The sequence below is a fragment of the Paenibacillus sp. TSA_86.1 genome (assembly GCF_052691815.1).
The window spans coordinates 16535-39345 of sequence record NZ_JBQZGE010000014.1; the positions used below are offsets into that span (position 1 = coordinate 16535).

Genomic DNA, 22811 nt, shown 5'->3' on the forward strand with positions numbered 1-22811 from the left:
ATAAATGTCATCAGGAAGCTTCGTCTACCTTACTTTTAGGTATACCGATCTTCTCCAGCTGTTTGCGCAGCGGCACATAAATAATCAGGGCAAACACAAAGTGAACAAACAGATTAGGGATCATGTATTCAATCAGTGCCCAGTCAAAGGTCACATGATTAAGCTGGAAGAGTCTGTATAAGAAAAACAACATCGTATCATTCAGCAAACTCCCAAGCAGGACAACCGAAACCATGATCGGCAACGGTGCACGAGGTGCTTGGAATATCAATCCCATCATATAAGCAGACAACCCCATTGAAAATCCATAAGGGCCGATCATCTCCCCATAGAAGACCACATCGTGCAAGAGTCCAAACAAGATGCCCAGCACCAGAGCCGTGTGCCTATGATGATAGACAGCGAAAAACAGAATAACGACATAAACCAGGTTGGCTGAAATACGCATCTGCCAAGCCGACGGAATCAATTGTGGCAGGATGGTATCCTCGGCAATGAACAGAACGAACAGTAACAGAAACAGAACCTGTTTGCGCGTAACCATTATTGTTTAACCTCGGGTGGAATGATCACGATCAGCTCTTTCCAATCAAGGAAGTTGGCATACGGCTCAATGGTAGCTGTCTTGGTCAAACCATATTCACTTTTCTCAACACTCTTTACTTTACCGATACGCATGTATTTCGGAAAATTGTTGATGATGCCAGAAGAGATGATTTCGTCTTCTTTTACGATATTGGAATCCTCTGCGATCTTGGTCATCTTCAGCGTGCCACTTTTCGGATCATAACTCTCGATCATGCCAAACACCTTCTCTTTGCCTACAGCCGTAGCCGCAATCGCATTGGATGTTGGATCATTGGCATTCATTGAAGTTAACAGGTTCACCGTGGATGTATACGAGCTGACGTGACTGATTACCCCAACCAGCCCCTCCTGTGAAGTAACGGCCATACCTGGTTTAAGGCCTGCGTTTTCTCCGATATCAATATTAATCGTTCTGCTGTTCGGATCTGAATTGGCACTGATAACTTGCGCAATCCGAGAGCCGTAGTTATATCGATTCTTCTGTTCTTCCGTGAAGTTGAGTGCCTTCTGAAGCTGTACATTCGTCTGCTCCAGATCATTGTACTTCAACCGGTCACGCGTGTAATGCCCCATTGCGATACGTAGCTCTTCATTTTCCTCGTACACCGCACGCATGTTCGCTACATCTTTGAAAAAGCCCGCTACATAAGAAGCGGGCTTGTAAAATACGTATTGTACAAATCCAACTGAATCCTTCAGGAATTTCTCCGGCCAGGATAAATTGGCTCGCGGACTAAGCGTAAAGCCCATTAGCGCGATAAATGTAACAAGGCCCACCAGCAAAACAAAAAGTCTTTTGTTGCCAAGCAGTTTAAACAGTTCCAACACCCTCTAACATCCATTATTCTCTTCCGAGCCCAGCCCGGCGGGGAGACATCAGGCCTGAAGTCCCTGCGAGAATATCAGTCGATCTCCCCTGTTAAGCGGGTTATAGCTCTCCCGGGATATCCGGGCACTCACCATTGACGTGCTGTCATCTAATCGGGGATTAGACGACCAGCACCCCATTAACGCTTGGAACGAACTGCCGAACTGCTTCTGCTTTTGAACATATGAATATTCTCCAGTGCTTTACCTGTCCCGATCGCTACACAATCCAGCGGGTTCTCGGCAACAATGACAGGCATTCCTGTCTCACCGGCAAGCAGCTTATCCAGATTACGAAGCAATGCTCCGCCGCCTGTCAGAACAATTCCACGATCCATAATATCCGCTGCAAGCTCAGGAGGGCACTTCTCCAAAGTTACTTTCACCGCTTCAACAATAGCATTCACGGTATCTGCCAGAGCTTCGCTGATCTCATCAGAAGTAATGGTGATCGTCTTCGGCAGTCCTGTCACGAGGTCACGTCCACGAATCTCCATCGTTTCCACTTGCTCCAGTGGCATAGCTGAACCGATATCCATCTTCAATTGCTCGGACGTACGTTCACCGATCATCAGATTGTATTGGCGTTTGATGTACTGAATCACGGATTCATCCATCTCGTCACCTGCTACACGCACGGAACGGCTAGTTACGATACCGCCAAGAGAAATGACAGCCACTTCAGTTGTACCGCCGCCAATATCAACGACCATACTACCTGTCGGTTCCCATACGGGTAGATCCGCACCAATGGCAGCCGCAAATGGTTCTTCAATCGTGTAAGCCTCGCGTGCTCCCGCCTGCTTCGTTGCATCCTCAACTGCACGCTGCTCTACTGCTGTGATTCCGGATGGTACACATACCATCACGTTGGGATGACGCTGGAACATCGAGCGTTGCTTCTGCGCCTGACGAATGAAATATTTGATCATTGTTGCTGTTGTATCAAAGTCAGCGATTACGCCGTCTTTCATTGGACGGATGGCACGAATGTTGCCAGGTGTACGCCCGATCATTTTTTTGGCAGACTCACCCACCGCTTCAATGCTTTTCGTATCTGTACGCAGTGCAACAACCGAAGGTTCGCGCACCACAATTCCTTTACCTCGAACATAAACCAGCGTATTCGCTGTCCCCAAATCAATACCCAAATCTTTCGTAAAACCACCAAACATGACGTATTCTCCTTTTCTGCCTCATATTGCCGCTCCTATTTCGTTGCATGAGCGTAATTTTCATTTCCACGATCCGTGGAGCTAATATTCGCATTTTGTATTTTGAATCTGAAAAGTAAAGTGAACCTATCTTTGACGGACACGTCCGTTATCATTCATAGGAAAACATCAACGCCAACCATTATATTATACCAAGCCCTTCTCCTTCAAACTTACGTATGTTCCATCACCAATAACGAGATGATCCAGAACGTCAATACCCACGATGGCGCCAGCTTCAATCAATCTTTTGGTTATCTGAATATCTTCCGGGCTGGGCGTTGGATCACCGCTGGGATGGTTGTGAGCACACACGATTGAGGCACTGCTGCATTTGATCGCAGCACGAAATACTTCACGCGGATGTACAATCGAAGCATTCAGGCTGCCCATGGAGAGTGTTTCCTGAGCTATGATATGATTTTTGCTATTCAAAAAAAGACACACAAAATGTTCTTTCTGCAAATAACGCAGTTGTTCCATCAGAATATCCGCAGCATCACGCGGTGTACGGATCGTTGTCGAAGGAGCAAGCCTGCTCTTGGCGATCCGATGGCCCAATTCAATGCCCGCTTTAAGCTGAACCGCCTTGGCCTGTCCTATGCCCTTCATAGCCGTCAGCTCTTCAAGGCTTAGATCCATCAATGAGCGAATTCCGCCTGCTTCGCTGAGTATCCGCTGTGCCATATGCACTGCTGATTCCTGCCTTGTTCCTGTACGAAGTAATATAGCAAGCAATTCGGTATGACTCAAGGCGCCCGCCCCATATTCCATCATGCGTTCTCTCGGGCGTTCTTCCTGGGGGATGTCGCGCATCATGTGTTGAGGCGACTCCATATGTTCCCTCTTTTCGCAGCATCCATTTTAATTAAGTCTGTGGCAACACGTACACACCAAATCCCTCCAGCATGTCACTGAGTAAGGATAGAGGCAAACCTACCACATTAAAATAACATCCTTCAATGCGGTCGATCAGTGAAGCACCAATACCTTGAATAGCGTAAGATCCTGCTTTGTCCGAAGGTTCTCCTGTGTTCACATAAGCCCGGATGGTAGCTTCAGACAATTCCTTCATCGTCACATCGGTCTGACGATAATGCACCACCGAATGTCCAGTGACTGCATCAATACAAGCAACGCCGGTGAACACACGATGCTCCCGTCCTTGCAGCCGTGACAACATCTGTTCGGCATCCGCCTCATCGACAGGTTTACCCAGAATTTCGTTATCCAGCACAACTACGGTATCACTTCCAACGATAATAGCATCCCGCCCTCGGCCCTCGAGTCCACGAAACACAGCAAGTGCCTTGCGCAGAGCGAGTTCCTGCACCGTCTGTTCCGGTGTCCATTCCGATGGTGTGTTCTCGTCTGCATAACTCGGTATAACTTCAAACGCTAAATGGAGTGACGCGATCAGTTCCTTGCGCCGTGGCGATGTGGAGGCCAGAATAATCGGGCGCTGCTCTGTGTTATTCAACATTAACGGCTCCTTATACTACGGCAACACCTGCTCGAATCACAATAATAGATGTCACTAGTTTATTTTTTTGGTCAACATTCGTCATTCTCCTACAGTCTGCGATACAGCCATACGGCCGCAATGATACCGATCAGACTTAAGAGGCTCATTTGAAATTGAAATGAAAGGTCATAACTGAAAATATCCAGATCAGCCTGAGGCGACCAGCGAATCGTCGTGACCTTGGTTAGAAAGGCTACGGCCTTTACAGGCTGCAGTGCCTTGGCGATCCACGCTCCAGCCATCCAGCCGAGCAGTAGAAATAATAATAACACGCCGAAGTTTTTTTTCATCGGTTAATCTTCCCTCGCCATTTTTTGACACCCACATTATTATACGGGGTTTTGTACGTCAATACAAACACAAATCCGGCAGGGGGAACTATTTCCAGTTCCTTGCCGGACAGGGATTTTAAGGCGTTGTTATGGGAACGATATCCTTACTGCTTTATAGACTCAAGCCACTTTTTCTGTTGCAGCACATACTCCATCAAATCGGACTGAACCGCCCACATATGAACGACATCCGGATTTTTGTTATACTCGGCAACCGCTGTTATGGCGCTGTTCATGGATTTCTCCATGCTGGATACAACAGGTTGCGCATCAGCCGCCATGCCAGACGCTAGGCTTTTCATGCCGGTCATCCACGTTTGATGCTGAGTCTGCAGTGCTGCCATCACATCCGGTGCAATAGCTGCCTGAACCGGCTGCCCCAGCTGCTGGATCGACAGGGTTGATAACTGATCGACAAGAGCCGAACTGCTGCTGAAGAAAAGAGCAACGTCCTCCTGTTTGTTACCAAAAATCGCAGGATTCACTTCCGGGTTGACGATCTCTTTGACATACAGTTCGACTCCCTGGGACTTTAGTCTGGTACTAAGGAGCTTGGCCTCCTCACGATCAGCAGAGATGCCTGCATAGATGCGATTGCCATCTTCAGGATCGGAACCCGCAGCAATGCCTGCTTGGGTGAGTTCAAGCTTCGCTTGCTCCGCTCGTTCCGGGGAACTGAATACCCCGTATTGAAGGGCATAATATGTTCCACCCGCAGAGGTCGTTTCAAGCTGCCCTGTTGTTCCGGCAGCCCCCTCCTGACCTGTTACAGCAGAAACGGTCTGATTTACAGGAAGCATTTCATCCGGTTTTGCCGTACCGTCCTTGTTAAAAAAGGACAAGACAACCATCCCAAACAGAGCTCCGGTTACTAGTGCACCTGAAACAGATCCAATCATCTTCCATCCCTTGGGAGGTCGATTTCGTTTATATGAATAGTTCTCTGAATCCACTATCCAGTTATGACCCTGATCCAGGTCCTGACTTCTTTCAATGTCATACGGATCATGCTTCGCACTTAAATCTGATGCGTAGTCTGTATAGGTTGAACGAGGATCAGAACCAGCATCCGGATCAGAACTCTGGTACTTTAGCGAGTCCGTGTGTTTCGAACGTTCGGATCCAGATCGGGAAGCGTCTGCCAGAATCGTTCCTCCCCAGTCCACAGGCACGTCCTCCGCTATCCATGATGGTACTGTCGTGTTGTTTTGGTCTAGCCCAGGCTTCGGTAGCGGCTGGAATGGTTCAGTCAAGTCTTCGTTCATTTTGACCAGTGGACTGGATGCCGGCATCTCCTGGTTCCCCAGCTTGTCCGACTCGTGATCTCCGAAGCGAAACGTCATTCTGGCATTGCTCACCCGTACCCTCTCCTTTGTCCCATTTATATCAGCTATATGCTGTAAATAAAGACAATATTCCATGAATCGGTAAAAAGAATCATCCTGCATGTACCCCGTTATCAATGCACATACCAAAAACGCCTGGCTTCACGAAGAAGACAGACGTTTGAAGTATTCACCTTTTAACTTATACCTCTGTTATTTCAAGCCTTTGGCGAGTATGTCGCCCACTTTCCAAATATCCCCAGCACCCATCGTAAGCACAAGATCTCCTGGCTGAAGCCGCGGCTGCAGATCAGCCACAACTTCCTCTTTGGTAGGTAGATATCTTGCTGTTGCATTACTGTTCTGTACGATCAGTTCAACCAGTCTAGCCGAGTGCACACCTTCAATCTGCTTTTCGCCAGCCGGAGAGTAGATATCGGTAATCAGTACCTCATCTGCCTCGGCAAAAGCCCGGCTGAACGCATCCAGCAGGAAAAATGTACGTGTATAACGCTGCGGCTGGAATACGGCAATAATCCGTTTTCCTGTCGCTTTTGCCGCACTGATCGTAGCTTCTATTTCCGTAGGATGGTGAGCATAGTCGTCAATAATCAGCATGTCATGTGCTTCACCGAGCACTTGGAACCTTCGCTTGGCCCCATGGAACTGCACGATGGCCGCTGTAATTTTCTCAAACGGAATACCCGCCTCTAGACATGTTATAACTGTAGCCATCGCATTATACACATTGTGCTTGCCTGGTACCGACAATTCAACGGCCCCCATGGCAGCACCCTGATGATTCATCGTGAAGGAAATGCGGCGATCCCCAAGTACGATATCGGTAGCTGTGTAATCAGCAGCCTGGTCAATGCCATAAGTTGTAATGCGAGACTTAAGGTGCGGCAGGATAGCCTGCACATTTTCGTCATCAGCACATACGATGGCTGTGCCTTCTGGACGAATCTGACTGAGGAACTGCACATAGGCTTTCTTGAGTTCCTCGAAGTCACTATTGTAATTTTCCAGATGGTCAGCTTCGATGTTCGTTACGATGCCGAGCCAAGGATGATATTGCAAAAAGGAGCCGTCGCTCTCGTCCGCTTCCGCGACAACCCACTCGCCTTGACCCGCTTTCGCGTTTGTACCCAAATTCATGATTTCTCCGCCAATAATATAGGTCGGATCTGTCTCACATTGCTCCATGACCAGTGCAATCATCGAAGAAGTCGTCGTTTTGCCGTGCGCCCCTGCAACGGCTACGCCTTTCCGTTCGTTTAACAAACGTGCTAACATCTGCGCACGATGAAGAATAGGTATGTTTAGCTGCTCAGCAGCCACACGTTCCACATTATCCGCAGGAGCTGCTGTAGAGTAGACCACCAGGTCCGCTCCGTTCACATGCTCTGCGGTATGTCCAATATATATTTTCGCCCCTTTGGCTGCCAACTTCTCCGTCAATTCCTGTGAAGCGACATCCGATCCGGTAACGGTGTATCCCATCTCCAGCATAACCCGGGCGATGGCACTCATGCCATAACCGCCAATCCCTATAAAATGAACGTGTTCCGATGTATTTAACAAAACTTTCACCAACCTTTTTCAGAATCGGTTTGATGCAAAAGGGCTGCCCGCACGTCCGCAATCAGATAAAGCGTGCCGGAAACCACCCCCAGCTCCTCCGCTTCCGTCCGTGACTTCAATAGATCAAGTGCCTTTGCCCAATCAGGCTCGACGATGATATCCAGTTCCTGCTTCGCAATGGCGGGGCGTACCCGATCGACAATCTGCAACAATTCGGTTGCAGCCATTCTACGGCGGAAATCTGGTTCGGTCAGGATCAGCGTATCCACTAGTGGCAGTATATGCTGCAAATACGCTTCGTGATGCTTATTCGCCAGCATACCCATCATCAAAATTAACTTTTTTTGGGGATAACCATCGATAATGCTCTTGGCAAGCGACTCTGCCCCTTCGGGATTGTGAGCTCCATCGAGTACAATCAAAGGATTGTCGCTAACTTTCTCAAATCTTCCCGCCCAGAAGGCATGCTCAAAACCAAGTTTAATATCGTCTTCATCCAGCATAAATGCCATATATTGTCTTAGTAATTCAAGAGACATGAATGCAGCAGCAGCATTATCACATTGATATACACCTTGCATACGGATGTGAATGTTCAAATCACGGAATGGGCCAGAAAAATGGAGACTTTGCCCCTCCTTAATGCTATCCAGTCTGCGGTAGGAAAATTGATCGCCAGCCAAATACACCGTTGATCTTAGCTGCTTCGCTCGCTCCTGAATGACGTTTACGGCTTCAGGCTGTAACGCACAGGTCACAACGGGTACCCCCGGCTTAATGATACCTGCCTTTTCCCGCGCAATCTGCTCAATCGTATCTCCAAGCACATCCGTATGATCCATACCGATATTGGTGATGACAGACACAACGGGAGTAACAATATTCGTTACGTCCATCCTTCCCCCTAGCCCTGTCTCCCATACTACAATATCCGGGTAACACTCTTCCGCATAATAAAGCAGTGCCAGAGCCGTGGATACTTCAAACATCGTCGGTGAACCCAGCGGTGTAGACGCCATCTCCATCACGAATGGACGCAAGCGATTCGACAGTTTTAACAATGTTTCTTCCGGGATGTCTTCACCGTTATATTGAAAACGATTTGTAAACTTGGTGATATAAGGTGATGTATACGTTCCGACATCATACCCCGCTTGAAGCAGAACAGACGTCAAAAAAGCGCAAGTCGAACCTTTACCGTTCGTTCCCGCGACATGAATGAATTTGAGCCGTTGGTGCGGATTGCCAAGTTGCGACATCAGGCTCTCGATTCGTTCCAGCCCAGGCCTGATACCAAAAGGAATAAGGCCATTGATCCAATCCACGGCCTCGCCATACGTTTGTAAAGGAGTTGCTGTATCTGTCCCGTTTAATTCCGTCATCTGATTCACCTTCGGTTCTCTGTTTGATTGAAGATTGAAAAAAGCAGCCGGACGGTGCTGCGAGCATTCCATCCGACTCTTTTCCATATTAAGCTTTCAGCTCTTTGATCCGTGCAATGACTTTATCCCGTTTATCGGAATAATCCGCTTGTTTGGCACGTTCTTCCTCGATGACTTTAGCCGGAGCTTTTGCTACGAAACCTTGATTCGTCAGTTTTTTCTCCACGCGGAGCACTTCGCCTTCGAGGTTCTGAAGTTCTTTCTCCAGACGAGCCACTTCCTGCTCAATATCAATCAGGCCTGCTAGGGGCAAATATAACTCTGCTCCCGTGATGATCGCTGTCATCGCTTTGTCTGGTGAATTCAGATTCAATCCACTCTCGAATTCGGAAGTGTTACAGAAGCGTTTGATGTAATGACTGTTGCGCTCAATAATGCTGGATGTTTCATCACTATTCGCTTTTACCAATAATTCGATTTTTTTGCTCATAGGCACATTCACTTCGGCACGAATGTTCCGAACAGCGCGAATGGTATCCATCAGCAAGTTCATCTCGGCAACGGCTTCCGGATTCTCCAACGCAGGGTCGTATACCGGCCAGGAAGCGAGGGTAATCGTCTCTCCATCATGAGGCAGATGTTGCCAGATCTCTTCCGAGATATAAGGCATGAACGGATGAATCAGGCGCATAGTCTGATCCAGCACGTAAGCCAGCACTGATTGTGTTTTCTTCTTCGCAACCGGATCTTCTCCGTAGAATGACAGCTTGGCGAATTCGATATACCAGTCACACAGATCATCCCAAATGAAGTTGTACAATACGCGGCCTGTTTCCCCAAACTCATACGCATCGATTAGACGCGTAATATCACGGGAAGTTTCGTTCAGGCGGTGCAAAATCCAATAATCCGCTGTTCCGAGCTCACCGCTGATGTCACGTTCCTCGTAAGTGAACCCTTCCAGATTCATCAATGCGAAGCGGGAAGCGTTCCAGATTTTGTTGGCAAAGTTACGGGCCTGTTCCACCCGCTCCCAGCGGAAACGCAAATCCTGGCCCGGCGTACTGCTGGTCGAGATCATGTAACGCATTGCATCTGCACCATACTTCTCGATAACATCCAGCGGGTCTACACCGTTACCCAGAGATTTGGACATTTTACGTCCATCTGCGTCACGTACAAGACCGTGCATCAACACATCCTTAAACGGAATTTCATCGGTGAATTCCAGTGCCGTAAAGATCATGCGGGACACCCAGAAATAAATGATGTCATATCCGGTTACAAGCACATTCGTTGGATAATAACGCTGCAAATCTTCCGTTTCTTCCGGCCATCCCAGTGTGGAGAAAGGCCAGAGCGCAGAGCTGAACCAAGTATCCAGGACATCTTCATCCTGTCTCAGCTTACGTCCTGCATATTCAGGCATCGTGGTTGGGTCTTCAGCAGTGACAATAATCTCACCTGTCTCTTCATCATACCAGGCAGGAATACGATGTCCCCACCAAAGCTGACGCGAAATACACCAGTCACGAACATTTTCGATCCAGTTCAAATACGTTTTTTCAAAACGTTCGGGTACAAAGTTTACACCGTCTCCACTTTTTTGTTTCTGAATCGCTCTCTCTGCGAGAGGTTTCATCTCAACAAACCATTGTGTGGACAGATAGGGCTCAACTACCGCTCCTGTACGCTCACTATGCCCAACTTGATGCATATGGTCTTCAATGTTAATTAAAACACCCAGTTCTTTCAGATCAGCCACAATTTGTTTGCGGCAATCACTGCGATCCAGTCCCTGATATTTGCCGGCTTCAGCATTCATCGTTCCAGTCTCATCCATCACTGTAATCTGTGGGAGATCATGACGAAGACCTACTTCAAAGTCATTCGGATCATGTGCTGGAGTAATCTTCACCGCGCCACTGCCAAACTCTTTGTCTACGTAATCATCTGCGATGACCGGAATTTCACGTCCAATGATTGGCAGTACAAGGGTTTTGCCGATCATGTCAGCATAACGCTCATCCTTAGGATGAACGGCAACAGCGGTATCACCAAGCATGGTTTCCGGACGTGTCGTTGCTACGGTAATGTGACCACTGCCGTCTTTGAGCGGATAACGCAGGTGGTAGAGATGTCCCTGAACTTCTTTATATTCAACCTCAATGTCTGAGAGCGCCGTACGATTTACCGGATCCCAGTTGATAATGCGTTTACCTCTGTAAATGAGACCTTTTTCATACAGTTGTACAAACACTTTACGGACCGCTTTGGACAGACCTTCATCCAGTGTAAAACGTTCACGCGAATAATCCAGCGATAACCCCATTTTACCCCATTGCTGACGAATGGTCGTAGCATACTGATCTTTCCAGTCCCATACTTTCTCCAGAAACTTCTCACGTCCCAGATCGTACCGCGTCAATCCCTCTTCACGCAGCTTCTGTTCTACCTTCGTTTGGGTCGCAATCCCTGCATGGTCAGAGCCTGGCAACCACAGCGCATCGTATCCCTGCATCCGTTTCGTACGAATAAGGATATCCTGCAGTGTGAAGTCCAGCGCATGCCCGATATGAAGCATCCCTGTTACGTTTGGCGGTGGAATTACAATAGTGTACGGCTCAGCATCCTTGCGCATACCTGCTTGGAAATATCCGCGCTCCGTCCAGGTGGAGTACCATTTGTCCTCTGCAGCCTTCGGATCGTAAGTAGTCGGCATTTCTGTTGTTGCTTTTTTTTGTTCAGACATGTGTCATTCCTCCGTTACTTCATCATCATCGCTAAAAAAACCAAAAAACCTTTCATCCATCAAAGGACGAAAGGTTAGCTTTCGCGGTACCACCTTTGTTTCACGCTGACAGCAGGATAACCATATATCCTCCGGATCTTGCGTGACACTTCAAGCAGATAACGGCTGCGACCGGCCCATCCTACCTCTGAAGTTAATGAATGTAAAACATCCACCTCCAGTGCTCAAACAGGCAACTCCCGGGCGACTTCGATCAGTTGGTTCCTGCGGAATCTCACAGCGTATCAATTCCACTCTCTGAAAGGTCATACTGTCTACTACTCCCGATCCACGTCATTATTCAAAAAAACCTAAACACATCATACCTTGCTCGTGCGTGATAGTCAACCTGGCAGTAGCGGAACCAGGCTATCGGACAACTGTAATGTTAAAAAACAAGTAAAACCCGTAATCCTGGCAAAGGATTACGGGTAGTTTAAACTAGGATTACCTTAGTAAGTTTGACTAAGGAATATATAGAATTTGTCCTTCTTCAACAACCTGTTCGGTCAATCGATTATATAACTGAAGTTCTCTGGTGCTCAGCTGGTACCTGTCTGCAATAGCATCAAGTGTTTCTTCACGTTGAACAATGCACAGTTTGACTTTGCGGAAAGGCGTCTGATCTACAATCGTACCCAGAAACAGGTTTTTCCATTCCACATCTTCTCCATGGCTATCCTCTTCTGTAACAATCCCAGCGGGAATGTCCTCGCTGCGTTCGCCCTCAACTTCACGGACGGCACGGCCGGATGATAAGAGAGAAGAAATGCCCACGCCCTCTTCTTCTCTTCGTGATGATTCTTTCTTACTGCCAAAAGCAACCTTAAGCTCCGGCTTGTCTTCCGCCTCGGCTAACGCTTCAGGAATAGCCCCCTCACTCGGAAGAAAGATACCTTCCTCCGCAGTTTCCAGCGAAGAACGCCCCTCTTCTGACTGAGCCGATTCAGATGTTGCAAATACCTCTTGCCAATTCTCAGTCTGCGTCTGGGTGGAAGCATTAGAAAGCAGCTGTTCTCCTTGCGGGCCACCTGACCGCGATTCTTCAAAGTGCCATACCTCAGGCGCATTTTCCTCAAGTGGCTTCCATGCTGCTTCAGAACGCTCCTGCACCGAAGCGTCTGAACTCCATGATCCCGGATTCTTGGATACGCTATCTACTGAAGGTTCAGGCCATGCCGAGGCTTCATCCTCTATCGGAAGCAGTGGCTCGGATTCAGGATACGAAGCCAACCTGTCAGCCGTCTCAGCCATGAATGACGAGATTGGTGAAGGTGCTTCATCTATTCCATTCGATGCTTGTGATGTTAAAAACTCCTCACCTGAACCTGAATCAGGCAATCTGTTTTCATCAGCTTCATCCGTTGAGATAACATCAGATGCTAACGGCTCGGCTGATGCCTGGTTCCAGTAAGTTTGCGAGAGCTCTTCAACCCCCGATTCTTGCTCACCCCTTGGAGATAAATCAGCTAATTCTGGAGAACCATACGCAGCAAGCTCGGCTGCATTTGCCAGTTCGTTCTCTTCATTGCGCAGCCCGGCTTGTTCCGACAGCTCGAACGGCTCGGTCTGATGCAATTCACTCTCCCTGTTATCCGACTGAGCTTCAGGCGAATGAACAACCGTGAATTCATCTGCCGACCATACCTGCGGTTCTTCTGCCGGGAAACCTTCAATGCCTCGCAGAGATAATACACCTGTGATATTCAGACTCCGGCTGGATAACAGATCTACATCGAAATTTTCAATTTCAATCGAAATATCATCAATGGATCTCACCCGGTTCAATGGCACGGTAATTTCGACAGGAATAAAATGTTTTAACTCCTCCGAATCTTCGCTTTCTCCCCGGTACGTTCCTGTAAGCAGCAGATGCCCCCTCAAGGTAGCATGGTCGTCCTGTCCAATCACCTGAATGCGCGGATATAGTTCGATTTCCTCCAGTTCCTCTATGGCCGGCACTCCCTCAGACAAATGAACGCGCTCGTAAATATCGAACCGCAAACCATAAGGTTGATTCAACAAAGGTGGCGTCCTCCTTTCGGCATATGTTCACCATGATCCTTCTCATGGGACTGATCCATGGTCCAATCCTTCGTTACCCATCTATATGCCTTAAATGGGATGGGCATGCCACCTTTTGTGAAAAAGCCCGTTCTGTATATGTTGAACTAAGAGTTTACACAATCCACTCCGTTAACGTGTAAAAAATAGCTATCTTATATAGTCACAACACTTTTTAAGCACCTTAGGAAACCAAAAACAAAAAACAGACCTGCTAAATCAGGTCTGTCCTCCTACGCTATTACTCTCCCTTGCTACCAATTGTTCAAAATCCGCCGGCCAAGGGTCCTGCACTTCAATGAAGACTCCGGTTAAAGGGTGTTTAAAGCTCAGCACTTCGCCATGCAATGCCTGTCTGCCAATGATGTCTGCACGTCCTCCATAAAGTTTGTCACCTAGAAGTGGATGACCGGCATAACTGAGGTGCACACGAATCTGATGTGTACGCCCGGTTTCAAGCTTCAAACGTACGAGTGTTGCCCTGTCCCATACATGTACGATGTCGACATGAGTAACCGCGTCTTGCCCTCCTTCAGAGACACGTCTGCGCTGCTTATGGTGCCTGTCCTTGCCAATCGGGGCATCAATCTTGCGCAGATCGCTGGAAACTTGGCCATCTGCAATGGCAACATACTGGCGATCAATCGCTTTGCGCCGCATCGCTTCGTCCAATTTGGCAAGCGCAAATGCATTTTTGGCATATAATACAGGGCCAGTTGTATCTTCATCCAGACGATGAACATGACGCACACGGGCTTCGATTCCATTCATCTCATAATACGAAGCTACTGCATGATCCAGCGTAATAGCCTGATCTTCGCGGCTTCCATCGGCATGAAGCTTCATCCCCGCCGGTTTGTGTACAACCAGACAGAAATCATCTTCGTACAACACATCCAGATCAGCCCAGCGCGGCTCCACATCTAACGGCTGCACAGCAAAAAGGGCCAGCCGAAGCCGGTCCCCTGCTAGCTGTACTCCCTGGGTTGCCTTGAGCTGACGCAGTAGCTTTTCCGGGAACTCAAGTTCAGACAGGAGCCATTGTTCAGCGGCAGTTTGCCTGTCCTCTTTTCCGGTTACCGCCTTGCCTGGCATCAGCTCAAGCCATTGACCGCGACGTTTCCAGCTTTTTATACTCATAACGATTGCAAAGCCTTACGGTTCGCCTCGATGGTATCTTCGATATCCCGCTCCGTATGCACACCAGACACAAACATCCCTTCATACTGGGAGGGCGCCACGCTTACTCCTTGATCAATCATCGCTGCAAAATAACGGCGGAACTGATCCAGATTGCTTTCCTTTGCAATATCATAGTTCGTTACTGGAACAGCACTGAAGAACGGGCATACCATTGAACCGACACGGTTAATCGTTACCGCAACGCCTGCTTCTGCTGCATTTTTCTCGAATCCTGCCTGCAAACGCGCAGACAACATCTCCAGACGATCATATACTTCCGGTGTCAAAAGTTTCAGTGTCGTGTACCCTGCCGCCATAGCCAGCGGATTACCACTTAATGTACCCGCCTGATAGATTGGCCCTGTCGGCGCAATCTGTTCCATCAAATCCCGGCGACCGCCATATGCTCCTACAGGAAGACCACCACCGATGACTTTACCCAGACACGTCAAATCCGGTGTAACGCCGAAACGGCCTTGTGCACAGTTAAGTCCTACACGGAAACCGGTCATAACCTCGTCAAAGATCAACAGGCTTCCATACTCCGTAGTCACACTGCGCAGCCCCTCCAGAAAACCTGTAGCCGGAGGTACTACCCCCATATTGCCAGCAACCGGCTCCACGATCACAGCCGCGATCTCTTCTCCGAATTTTTCAAAGGCCAACCGCACAGACTGCAAATCATTGTAAGGAACCGTGATGGTATTCAAAGCCACCCCTTCAGGCACTCCCGGGCTATCCGGCAATCCCAACGTAGCTACTCCCGATCCAGCTTTGATAAGCAAGCTGTCTGCATGTCCATGATAGGAACCCTCAAATTTCAAAATTTTACTGCGTCCAGTGGCCCCGCGAGCCAATCGTATGGCACTCATCGTGGCTTCCGTACCGGAATTGACCATACGCACGATATCGATGGAAGGTACACGCTCACACACAAGCTTTGCCATTTCTGTCTCAAGCAGAGTTGGTGCACCAAAGCTTGTACCTTTAAGAGCTGTCTCGCGAAGTGCCTCCACAACTTCAGGATGAGCATGTCCCATAATGAGCGGTCCCCATGAACCTACGTAATCGATAAACACATTGCCATCAATATCATAGATTTTGGAGCCTTCCCCGCGCTCGACATAGACCGGCGTGAGTCCCACGGATTTGAACGCCCGGACCGGACTGTTTACTCCACCAGGTATGTACTGCTTGGCTTCCTCAAATGCGCTGCGTGAGCGCTCATCATTGCGGCGATTGCCTTGTTGTACAGTCATAAATATCCTCCTTAATATACATTTACTTTTCAGCCAGCCACCGGGATGCATCTTTGGCATAATAGGTAATAATCATATCTGCCCCTGCACGTTTCATGCTAAGCAAGATTTCCATGGCCACCTTTTTCTCATCAATCCATCCCTGAATTGCGGCCGCCTTCACCATCGCGTATTCTCCGCTTACATTGTAAGCAACGAGCGGAAGATCAAACTGATCCTTAATGGTACGCATAATATCCAGATAGGACAGAGATGGTTTAACCATCAATATGTCCGCTCCCTCTAACACGTCGGTTTCAGCTTCACGCAGTGCTTCCCGGGCATTCGCCGGATCCATCTGATACGATTTTCGATCCCCAAATTGCGGTGTGGAATCTGCTGCTTCACGGAATGGTCCGTAGAAAGCCGAAGCGTATTTAACAGAATACGACATGATTGGAATATGGTTGAATCCATTTTCATCTAATCCTGCACGAATCGCTTGCACAAAACCGTCCATCATATTCGAAGGTGCAATAATATCTGCGCCTGCCTTGGCTTGCGATACCGCCGTTTTCACAAGCAATTCCAAGGACTCGTCATTCAGAACATCGCCGCAGATGTGTCCATCAATCTCCGTGGTGTGCACCATGCCACAGTGGCCATGATCGGTAAATTCACATAGACATGTGTCTGCAATGACCAGCAGTTCGGGATACCAGGACTTGATCAATCTCGTCGCTTCCTGCACAATACCATCATCTGCAAAACCGGACGAACCTACACTGTCTTTCGTTTCCGGAATTCCGAACAACAGTACTGCCGGAATGCCCAGTTCAGCAATTTCTTTGACTTCTTCCTGTAGACGATCCAGCGAGAAACGGAATACACCTGGCATCGATTTGATCTCAGACTTTACATTGTTGCCATATGTGACATAGATCGGTTGAATGAAATCATCTACAGTCAAGTGTGTCTCTCTCACCATGTTGCGAATACCTGCCGATTGACGTAAACGGCGATGACGCACGATTGGAAAACCCATCTATTATATACCTCCCTAAATTTCATTTTCTAAAAAGGGAAGCGCGCTGGTTCTTCACGAATTCAGCACGCTTCATATGTTCTACCACAGCTAGTCCAGCCTAATGGCTACCAACACTAGCGGCAGCTCGCTTCCATTCACATAAAACATCGATCAGGCTAGTCATCGTGGCTTCCTTAGCCATCAAAGTAACCTCAAGTCCGGCAGCCTCTGCGGTCTCGGCTGTAACCGGTCCAATACACGCGATCTGCACTCCCTTGAGCAATGTTAGTGGGTCCTCCAGACCCATACGCTTCAACATCTTCATGAAGTTCTTCACGGTGGATGAACTGGTAAAGGTAACCGCATGGATACCGCCCTCTTCAAGCAGTTTAAGCAATTCATCGTCATCCTCACCTGCAAGAATCGTGTCATAGATGATGGCCTCCGTAACGTGCAGTCCTCGCGCTCTCAACTGCTCCGGCAACCAAGACCGTGCAAGATCCCCGTGTGGAATAAGCACCTTTTGATTGGCCTCTAATTCACTTTCGAACGCTTCAAGCATGCCCTCCGCTTGAAAAGGCCCTTTGACAACTTCAGGCGCGATACCGTGCTTGCGCAGTGCTTCTGCCGTCGAGGGTCCAACTGCTGCAATTCTTGCCTGATGAAGCGAACGAATGTCCTTGCCTTCGTTTTCCAGATGACGGAAGAAAAACTCTACACCATTGACACTTGTGAAAAAGACCCAATCAAATGTATTTAACGCATGCAGCGCATCTTTGACACTTTGTTTGGAGGATTCGCTGGATGGCATAACCGTCTCAATGACCGGGAACTCATAGGGTTCACCGCCGAGTTCTTCGATGCGGTTCACCAGTTCACTCGCCTGACTACGGGCACGGGTAACCAGAATTCGTTTGCCAAACAGCGGCAGCACCTCTGCCCATTTCAATTGCTCCCGCTGTCTGACCACATCTCCAACGACGATAACGGCGGGTGGCTGAAAATTCGCCGCAATGACTTTGGCTTCGATATCCTCCAGCGTTCCCGTGATCGTATCCTGTTCCGCCCGAGTCCCCCAACGCACAAGCGCCACAGGTGTAGTAGACGGACGACCATGACGAATGAGCTGCTCGCTAATGTAACCAATCTTGGCGACACCCATCATAAACACCAGTGTGCCCGTTGCATTCGTTACTTTATCCCACTGAATGCTGCGATCCAGCTTGTCCGGGCTTTCATGACCGGTAATGATGGAGATGGAAGAGGCATAATCCCGGTGTGTCACCGGAATACCCGCATACGCAGGTACGCTGATTGCTGCTGTTACACCAGGTACAATCTCAAACGGAATGCCGTTTTTGTGCAACAATTCCGCTTCTTCCCCTACCCGTCCAAATATGGTCGGATCTCCACCTTTCAAACGCACAACCACTTTGCCTTCGAGAGCCAGGTCCACAAGGAGCTGGTTAATCTCTTCCTGTTTCATCGTATGTCGATCCGGTCGTTTCCCTACATAAATTTTAACTGCACCGGGTTTCATTAGTTTCAGCAATCGTGGACTTGCGAGCCGATCATAAACAACGGCGTCTGCCTTGCCGATGCTCTCCCACCCTTTTACCGTAATCAGTCTTGCGTCTCCAGGACCCGCACCTACCAAAAAGACTTTCCCCGCCATGCCTTCATCCCCTAACTTCTGCCAGTATCTGTTCAGCTCCGCGATCAATTAATCTCCAAGCCACTTCTTCTCCCAGGCGAACCGGATCTTTACCGCTCAACGTTTCCTTCAAAATCAGTCCGCCATCCGGCGTACCGACCATACCTGTTAATTGTAACTTGTTTTCACTGTTCAGGGAATCAGCTTCTTCCGGCACCCACACCGCATGTGCACCAATCGGTACCTGACAACCTCCGTTTAACACGCTCAAGAAACGACGCTCTGCCATGACTGGCGAAGCTGTCGCCGGATCGTTATAGAGGGACAGCAGATGTAGTAACTCCGTATCATCCTCACGGCACTCAATGCCAAGAGCCCCTTGACCCACAGCTGGAAGGCAAGCTTCCTCAGTCAAATATTCCGTAATCCGATCCTCCCAGCCCATCCGATACAGACCTGCTGCTGCCAAAATGATGGCGTCCAGTCCCTCGGTTTCGAGCTTCCGCAGGCGTGAGTCGATATTGCCACGGATAGACTCCAGCTGCAGGTCTGGGCGATAGGCCTTCAACTGACTTGATCTTCGCAGACTGCTTGTCCCAACCCTTGCTCCCTCTGGCAATTGATCCAGTGTAAGGCCGCCGCGAGATACGAGTGCATCCCGAGGGTCTGCCCGCCGGGGAACTGCACCATTAACCAACCCTTCGGGAAGCTCGGAGGGCATGTCCTTCATACTGTGCACAGCCATATCGATGGTACAATCCATCATCGCCTGTTCAATTTCTTTGACAAACAATCCTTTGCCGCCCACTTTGGACAAGGTGACATCCAGAATGAGGTCTCCCTTCGTCACGATCTTATGTACCTCAAAGTCAAAAGCTAAACCTTCCCGCTTACAAATATCACGTAAATCTTGAATCACATACCCGGTCTGGGTTAACGCCAGAGCACTTTGTCTGCTGCCCACTTTAATTGTACGCATATCTACATTTCCTCCTGATTACGGGATATCCAGTTCCCGATTTCTTCTTCGGTCCACCACTCAAACTTCCCCGTACGTATCGTATCCAGCATATCCATTTCCGTCAGACGCCGCAGCAATGTTCTTCTGGCTGCTTGAGGCAGTCCACGGGACTTGATCTCCATTCTCATCTGGTGTAAAAAATCAAGATACGTCTCGTATTCATCTCCGAACTGCTGTTCAAGCAAAGCACGAATCTCCGCCGCCGCCGCAGGTCCTGCACCGGCAGTCGAGATAGCAATACTTAACCGCCCTCGTCTGACCACACTCGGCGTAATAAAGCTGCTATTGCCAGATGATATCGCATCATTCACCAGTATGGCCGCCGCTTCAGCCTCTTGAACTATAGCAAGATTCACATTTTGATCATCCGTTGCAGCATATACGAGAAAGGCCCCCCGCAAATCTCCATTGCGGTAGGACCGGGCTATCCAATCGATTCGGGATTCCTGATGCAATTGTTCGAGAGCAGGCGTAAGCAGAGGGCTAACCACCGTAATTCGGGCTTCCGTCTGCAATAATCCCCTCACCTTACGCTCAGCGACACGCCCGCCGCCGATCACAAGTATGGATCTGTCTGAAATATTCACATAAATCGGCGTGTAGTGTTCCATACCCTTCACTCTCCCGTCCAGCGATGAAACGCCGAATACGCATTGGATATAAAGCTGATGATGACAAGCGCATAGCCAATCAATGTCCATCTGGACATGACCATCATCGAAAACTGTTTTCTTCTCTTCACGATAAAATAGCCGACATAGATGGCAATCGCCAGACCTGTCGAAATGACCTTCAAGTCCAGCAATAGATGCCAGCGCCGTTCCGCCACGATGGACAACACAGCCAGCACAACGGATACTCCCAGAAGCGGCGTGCCAATCAATGTTGCGCCATCCATATATTTACCGATAACCTCCAGGCTGGGCAGACGACGCACCGTGTCATTCCATTTTTTGTTTTTCAACTTGTGATGAAGGAATAGATACAACAAAGCGAATACGGAAGCAACCGTCAGTGCCGCAAAGCCCAGGTTGGCTAGCGTAATGTGCATAATCAGCAAACCATGAACTGTCTGCCAATTGTGCAGCGAGATTTCACCTGCTGTAAACCATAACCGGTTCAGTACGGTCACCGAGAATCCAACGATGTTGAGCAACAAGATAGCAAACTCCGAGCGCTGTACCCGAGTCATAATCAATGACATCAGAACGATGCTGAACGAGAAAATAAACAGAAAATCAAAGGTAGTATAAATAGGGAAGTGACCTTCGATCCACATGCGCAGAATAACATGGGTTACCTGCAATCCCCAAACAACAACAAGAAACCCTGTGCCTGTCCGCTTCGCCCCCGCATTGCGTCGAATGCAGTCCGAGAAATAGAACAGTAGGCTCAGGGCATACATATAAATTAAAGCCTCATAGACTTGTTCAGCAAGGGTCATGCTGCTCACCTGCCTTATACGCCTGCCGGAATATAAGCCGGCACGGGTTCTTGCCGGTTTTCGTTAAGGTGAACCGCTGGTTTGCCCAGAGCTGTTGCGTCACTCTGATTCACTTTTTCTGCAGCCATATCCACTGCATCCTCCAGCGCGAAAATCTGCGTAAACATGCGCAGTGCTTCATCACCTTGCTTCGTACCTGCCATTTCCTTGATCCGGTTGATCGGATCGGTCGTCATTTGATTGACAATACTCTTAGTCAATCGACGAATGACTTTACGCTGATGCTCATCGAGCTCTGGCAGTTTGTTAAACAGGCTATCCATCGTTTCTTCGTGAATAGACACGCCCTTCTCTTGCAATGCCCGAATGACTGGACGAACACCGAGTGTTCTGAGCCATTGGTAATAATCTTCCATCTCCAGCTCAATCATTCTCTCAATCTTTGCCGCTTCCACCTTACGCATCTCCAGATTACTCTCCACAATGCCTTCCAGATCATCGATATCGTAAAGGAATACGTTAGAGATTTCGCCAATAGCCGGATCAATATCGCGTGGTACTGCAATATCAATGAGGAACAGCGGACGTGCTTGCCGGCGCTTCATGCCTTCCCGAACGATACCTGCATCGAGAATATAACGTTCAGCCCCAGTCGAACTGATGACGATATCAACCTCACCCAATCTGGTCAGGGCCTGCTCCATCGTACATGGCGTTCCCCGAAATTTGCTGGCAAGCTCCTCGGCTCTGGCGAGCGTCCGATTGGCCACAATAACTTCAGATGCCCCATTGGCATACAGGTGTTTAACTGTAAGTTCACTCATTTTGCCGGCACCCAAAATAAGCACCTTCTTATCTGTGAACATACCAAAAATCCGCTTGCCGAGTTCAACCGCAGCATAGCTGACAGAAACGGCACTCTCCCCGATTGAGGTCTCCGAATGCGCCCGTTTACCGAGGGTAACTGCCTGTTTGAACAGTTTGTTAAACCAGGTGCCGGTTGCTTTCTCTTCCTGCGCTTTGAAAAAAGCCTGTTTCACTTGGCCTAGAATCTGAGTCTCTCCAATGACCATTGAATCCAGTCCGCAAATGACCCGGAACAGATGGCGCATGGCTTGATCATCCTCATATATATATAAGTGTTGCGTAAATTCTTCCCGTGGAACGTTAAACCATTGCTCCATGAATGTTCGTATAAAATAACCGCACATGTGAAGACGGTCGACCACAACGTACAATTCCGTACGATTACAAGTGGCTACGATTACACCTTCCAATACACTCTTGGTCAGCTTGAGCTTCTGCAGCGCTTCAGACAAGTCCTTTTCTGCAAATGTGAATCGTTCTCTGACCTCTACAGGCGCCGTGCGATAATTCAAACCAACAACAACGATGTGCATTGCAAGTTCACCTGCCTAATAAATTTCCAATCAAAGTGCTTACTGTATATCTCTATCCAATTATGATTGACATAGTTAATTATATCACACATCACGTCCACCACTCGCCCGTTTTTATGAAATGTTTATGAAATCCACATGATGATTATCATATGCATTGTCATTTATTGTAG

At 48.6% G+C, this 22811-nt stretch carries 19 protein-coding genes and 1 other annotated feature; all 19 genes read right to left on the reverse strand.

Annotated elements, in window-relative coordinates:
* Positions 1 to 10: 10 nt before the first annotated feature.
* The 19 genes from ACUTVW_RS21380 to hemA all read right to left on the reverse strand — a co-directional run bounded on the left by ACUTVW_RS21380 (position 11) and on the right by hemA (position 22638).
* On the reverse strand, positions 11 to 544 hold the full coding sequence (locus ACUTVW_RS21380) for a rod shape-determining protein MreD (protein ID WP_445647622.1): 534 nt from the start codon (positions 542 to 544) through the stop codon (positions 11 to 13).
* Positions 544 to 1416, reverse strand: a complete 873-nt coding sequence (mreC, locus tag ACUTVW_RS21385; RefSeq protein WP_445647623.1) for a rod shape-determining protein MreC — start codon at positions 1414 to 1416, stop codon at positions 544 to 546. Before mreC ends, ACUTVW_RS21380 begins: the two co-directional genes overlap by 1 nt.
* A gap of 179 nt (positions 1417 to 1595) precedes the next feature.
* Positions 1596 to 2630: a rod shape-determining protein gene (locus tag ACUTVW_RS21390; RefSeq protein WP_090919103.1), complete on the reverse strand. Its 1035-nt coding sequence runs from the start codon at positions 2628 to 2630 to the stop codon at positions 1596 to 1598.
* A gap of 186 nt (positions 2631 to 2816) precedes the next feature.
* The gene (gene radC / locus ACUTVW_RS21395; protein ID WP_434749721.1) at positions 2817 to 3506 is read right to left on the reverse strand and encodes a RadC family protein; all 690 of its coding nucleotides are present in this window, start codon (positions 3504 to 3506) and stop codon (positions 2817 to 2819) included.
* Positions 3507 to 3537: 31 nt separating this feature from the next.
* A complete protein-coding gene (locus ACUTVW_RS21400; protein ID WP_445647624.1) occupies positions 3538 to 4152 on the reverse strand; it encodes a Maf family protein in 615 nt (204 codons plus the stop codon).
* 89 nt (positions 4153 to 4241) lie between these two features.
* A complete protein-coding gene (locus tag ACUTVW_RS21405) occupies positions 4242 to 4484 on the reverse strand; it encodes a DUF4321 domain-containing protein (RefSeq protein WP_090919108.1) in 243 nt (80 codons plus the stop codon).
* Between the two features lie 146 nt (positions 4485 to 4630).
* Entirely contained in the window at positions 4631 to 5884 is a 1254-nt protein-coding gene (locus ACUTVW_RS21410) for an SPOR domain-containing protein (RefSeq protein ID WP_445647625.1), read from the reverse strand.
* A 180-nt stretch (positions 5885 to 6064) separates the two neighbouring features.
* On the reverse strand, positions 6065 to 7384 hold the full coding sequence (gene murC, locus ACUTVW_RS21415; RefSeq protein WP_445647723.1) for a UDP-N-acetylmuramate--L-alanine ligase: 1320 nt from the start codon (positions 7382 to 7384) through the stop codon (positions 6065 to 6067).
* A gap of 56 nt (positions 7385 to 7440) precedes the next feature.
* Positions 7441 to 8817, reverse strand: coding sequence for a bifunctional folylpolyglutamate synthase/dihydrofolate synthase (locus ACUTVW_RS21420; RefSeq protein ID WP_445647724.1), 1377 nt, complete (start codon positions 8815 to 8817; stop codon positions 7441 to 7443).
* An 88-nt stretch (positions 8818 to 8905) separates the two neighbouring features.
* On the reverse strand, positions 8906 to 11569 hold the full coding sequence (locus ACUTVW_RS21425; protein WP_445647626.1) for a valine--tRNA ligase: 2664 nt from the start codon (positions 11567 to 11569) through the stop codon (positions 8906 to 8908).
* A gap of 59 nt (positions 11570 to 11628) precedes the next feature.
* Positions 11629 to 11909, reverse strand: a binding site (T-box leader).
* A 164-nt stretch (positions 11910 to 12073) separates the two neighbouring features.
* A complete protein-coding gene (locus tag ACUTVW_RS21430; RefSeq protein ID WP_445647627.1) occupies positions 12074 to 13633 on the reverse strand; it encodes a LysM peptidoglycan-binding domain-containing protein in 1560 nt (519 codons plus the stop codon).
* A gap of 258 nt (positions 13634 to 13891) precedes the next feature.
* Positions 13892 to 14812 carry an RluA family pseudouridine synthase gene (locus ACUTVW_RS21435; RefSeq protein WP_445647628.1) on the reverse strand — a complete coding sequence of 307 codons (921 nt, stop codon included), beginning with the start codon at positions 14810 to 14812 and terminating at the stop codon, positions 13892 to 13894.
* A complete protein-coding gene (hemL, locus tag ACUTVW_RS21440) occupies positions 14809 to 16113 on the reverse strand; it encodes a glutamate-1-semialdehyde 2,1-aminomutase (protein ID WP_445647629.1) in 1305 nt (434 codons plus the stop codon). The genes ACUTVW_RS21435 and hemL overlap by 4 nt, the downstream gene beginning before the upstream one ends.
* A 22-nt stretch (positions 16114 to 16135) precedes the next feature.
* Positions 16136 to 17137 (reverse strand): porphobilinogen synthase, encoded by a 1002-nt coding sequence (hemB, locus tag ACUTVW_RS21445; RefSeq protein WP_445647630.1) that lies wholly within the window; start codon positions 17135 to 17137, stop codon positions 16136 to 16138.
* A 100-nt stretch (positions 17138 to 17237) separates the two neighbouring features.
* Complete coding sequence (gene cobA / locus ACUTVW_RS21450) at positions 17238 to 18794, reverse strand: uroporphyrinogen-III C-methyltransferase (protein WP_445647631.1); 1557 nt, start codon at positions 18792 to 18794, stop codon at positions 17238 to 17240.
* Between the two features lie 4 nt (positions 18795 to 18798).
* Positions 18799 to 19752: a hydroxymethylbilane synthase gene (gene hemC / locus ACUTVW_RS21455; RefSeq protein WP_445647632.1), complete on the reverse strand. Its 954-nt coding sequence runs from the start codon at positions 19750 to 19752 to the stop codon at positions 18799 to 18801.
* A 2-nt stretch (positions 19753 to 19754) separates the two neighbouring features.
* Positions 19755 to 20405, reverse strand: coding sequence for a precorrin-2 dehydrogenase/sirohydrochlorin ferrochelatase family protein (locus ACUTVW_RS21460; protein WP_445647633.1), 651 nt, complete (start codon positions 20403 to 20405; stop codon positions 19755 to 19757).
* A gap of 5 nt (positions 20406 to 20410) precedes the next feature.
* Positions 20411 to 21238: a cytochrome c biogenesis protein CcsA gene (gene ccsA, locus ACUTVW_RS21465; RefSeq protein WP_445647725.1), complete on the reverse strand. Its 828-nt coding sequence runs from the start codon at positions 21236 to 21238 to the stop codon at positions 20411 to 20413.
* A gap of 14 nt (positions 21239 to 21252) precedes the next feature.
* A complete protein-coding gene (gene hemA / locus ACUTVW_RS21470; protein WP_445647634.1) occupies positions 21253 to 22638 on the reverse strand; it encodes a glutamyl-tRNA reductase in 1386 nt (461 codons plus the stop codon).
* Between the last annotated feature and the right edge of the window lie 173 nt (positions 22639 to 22811).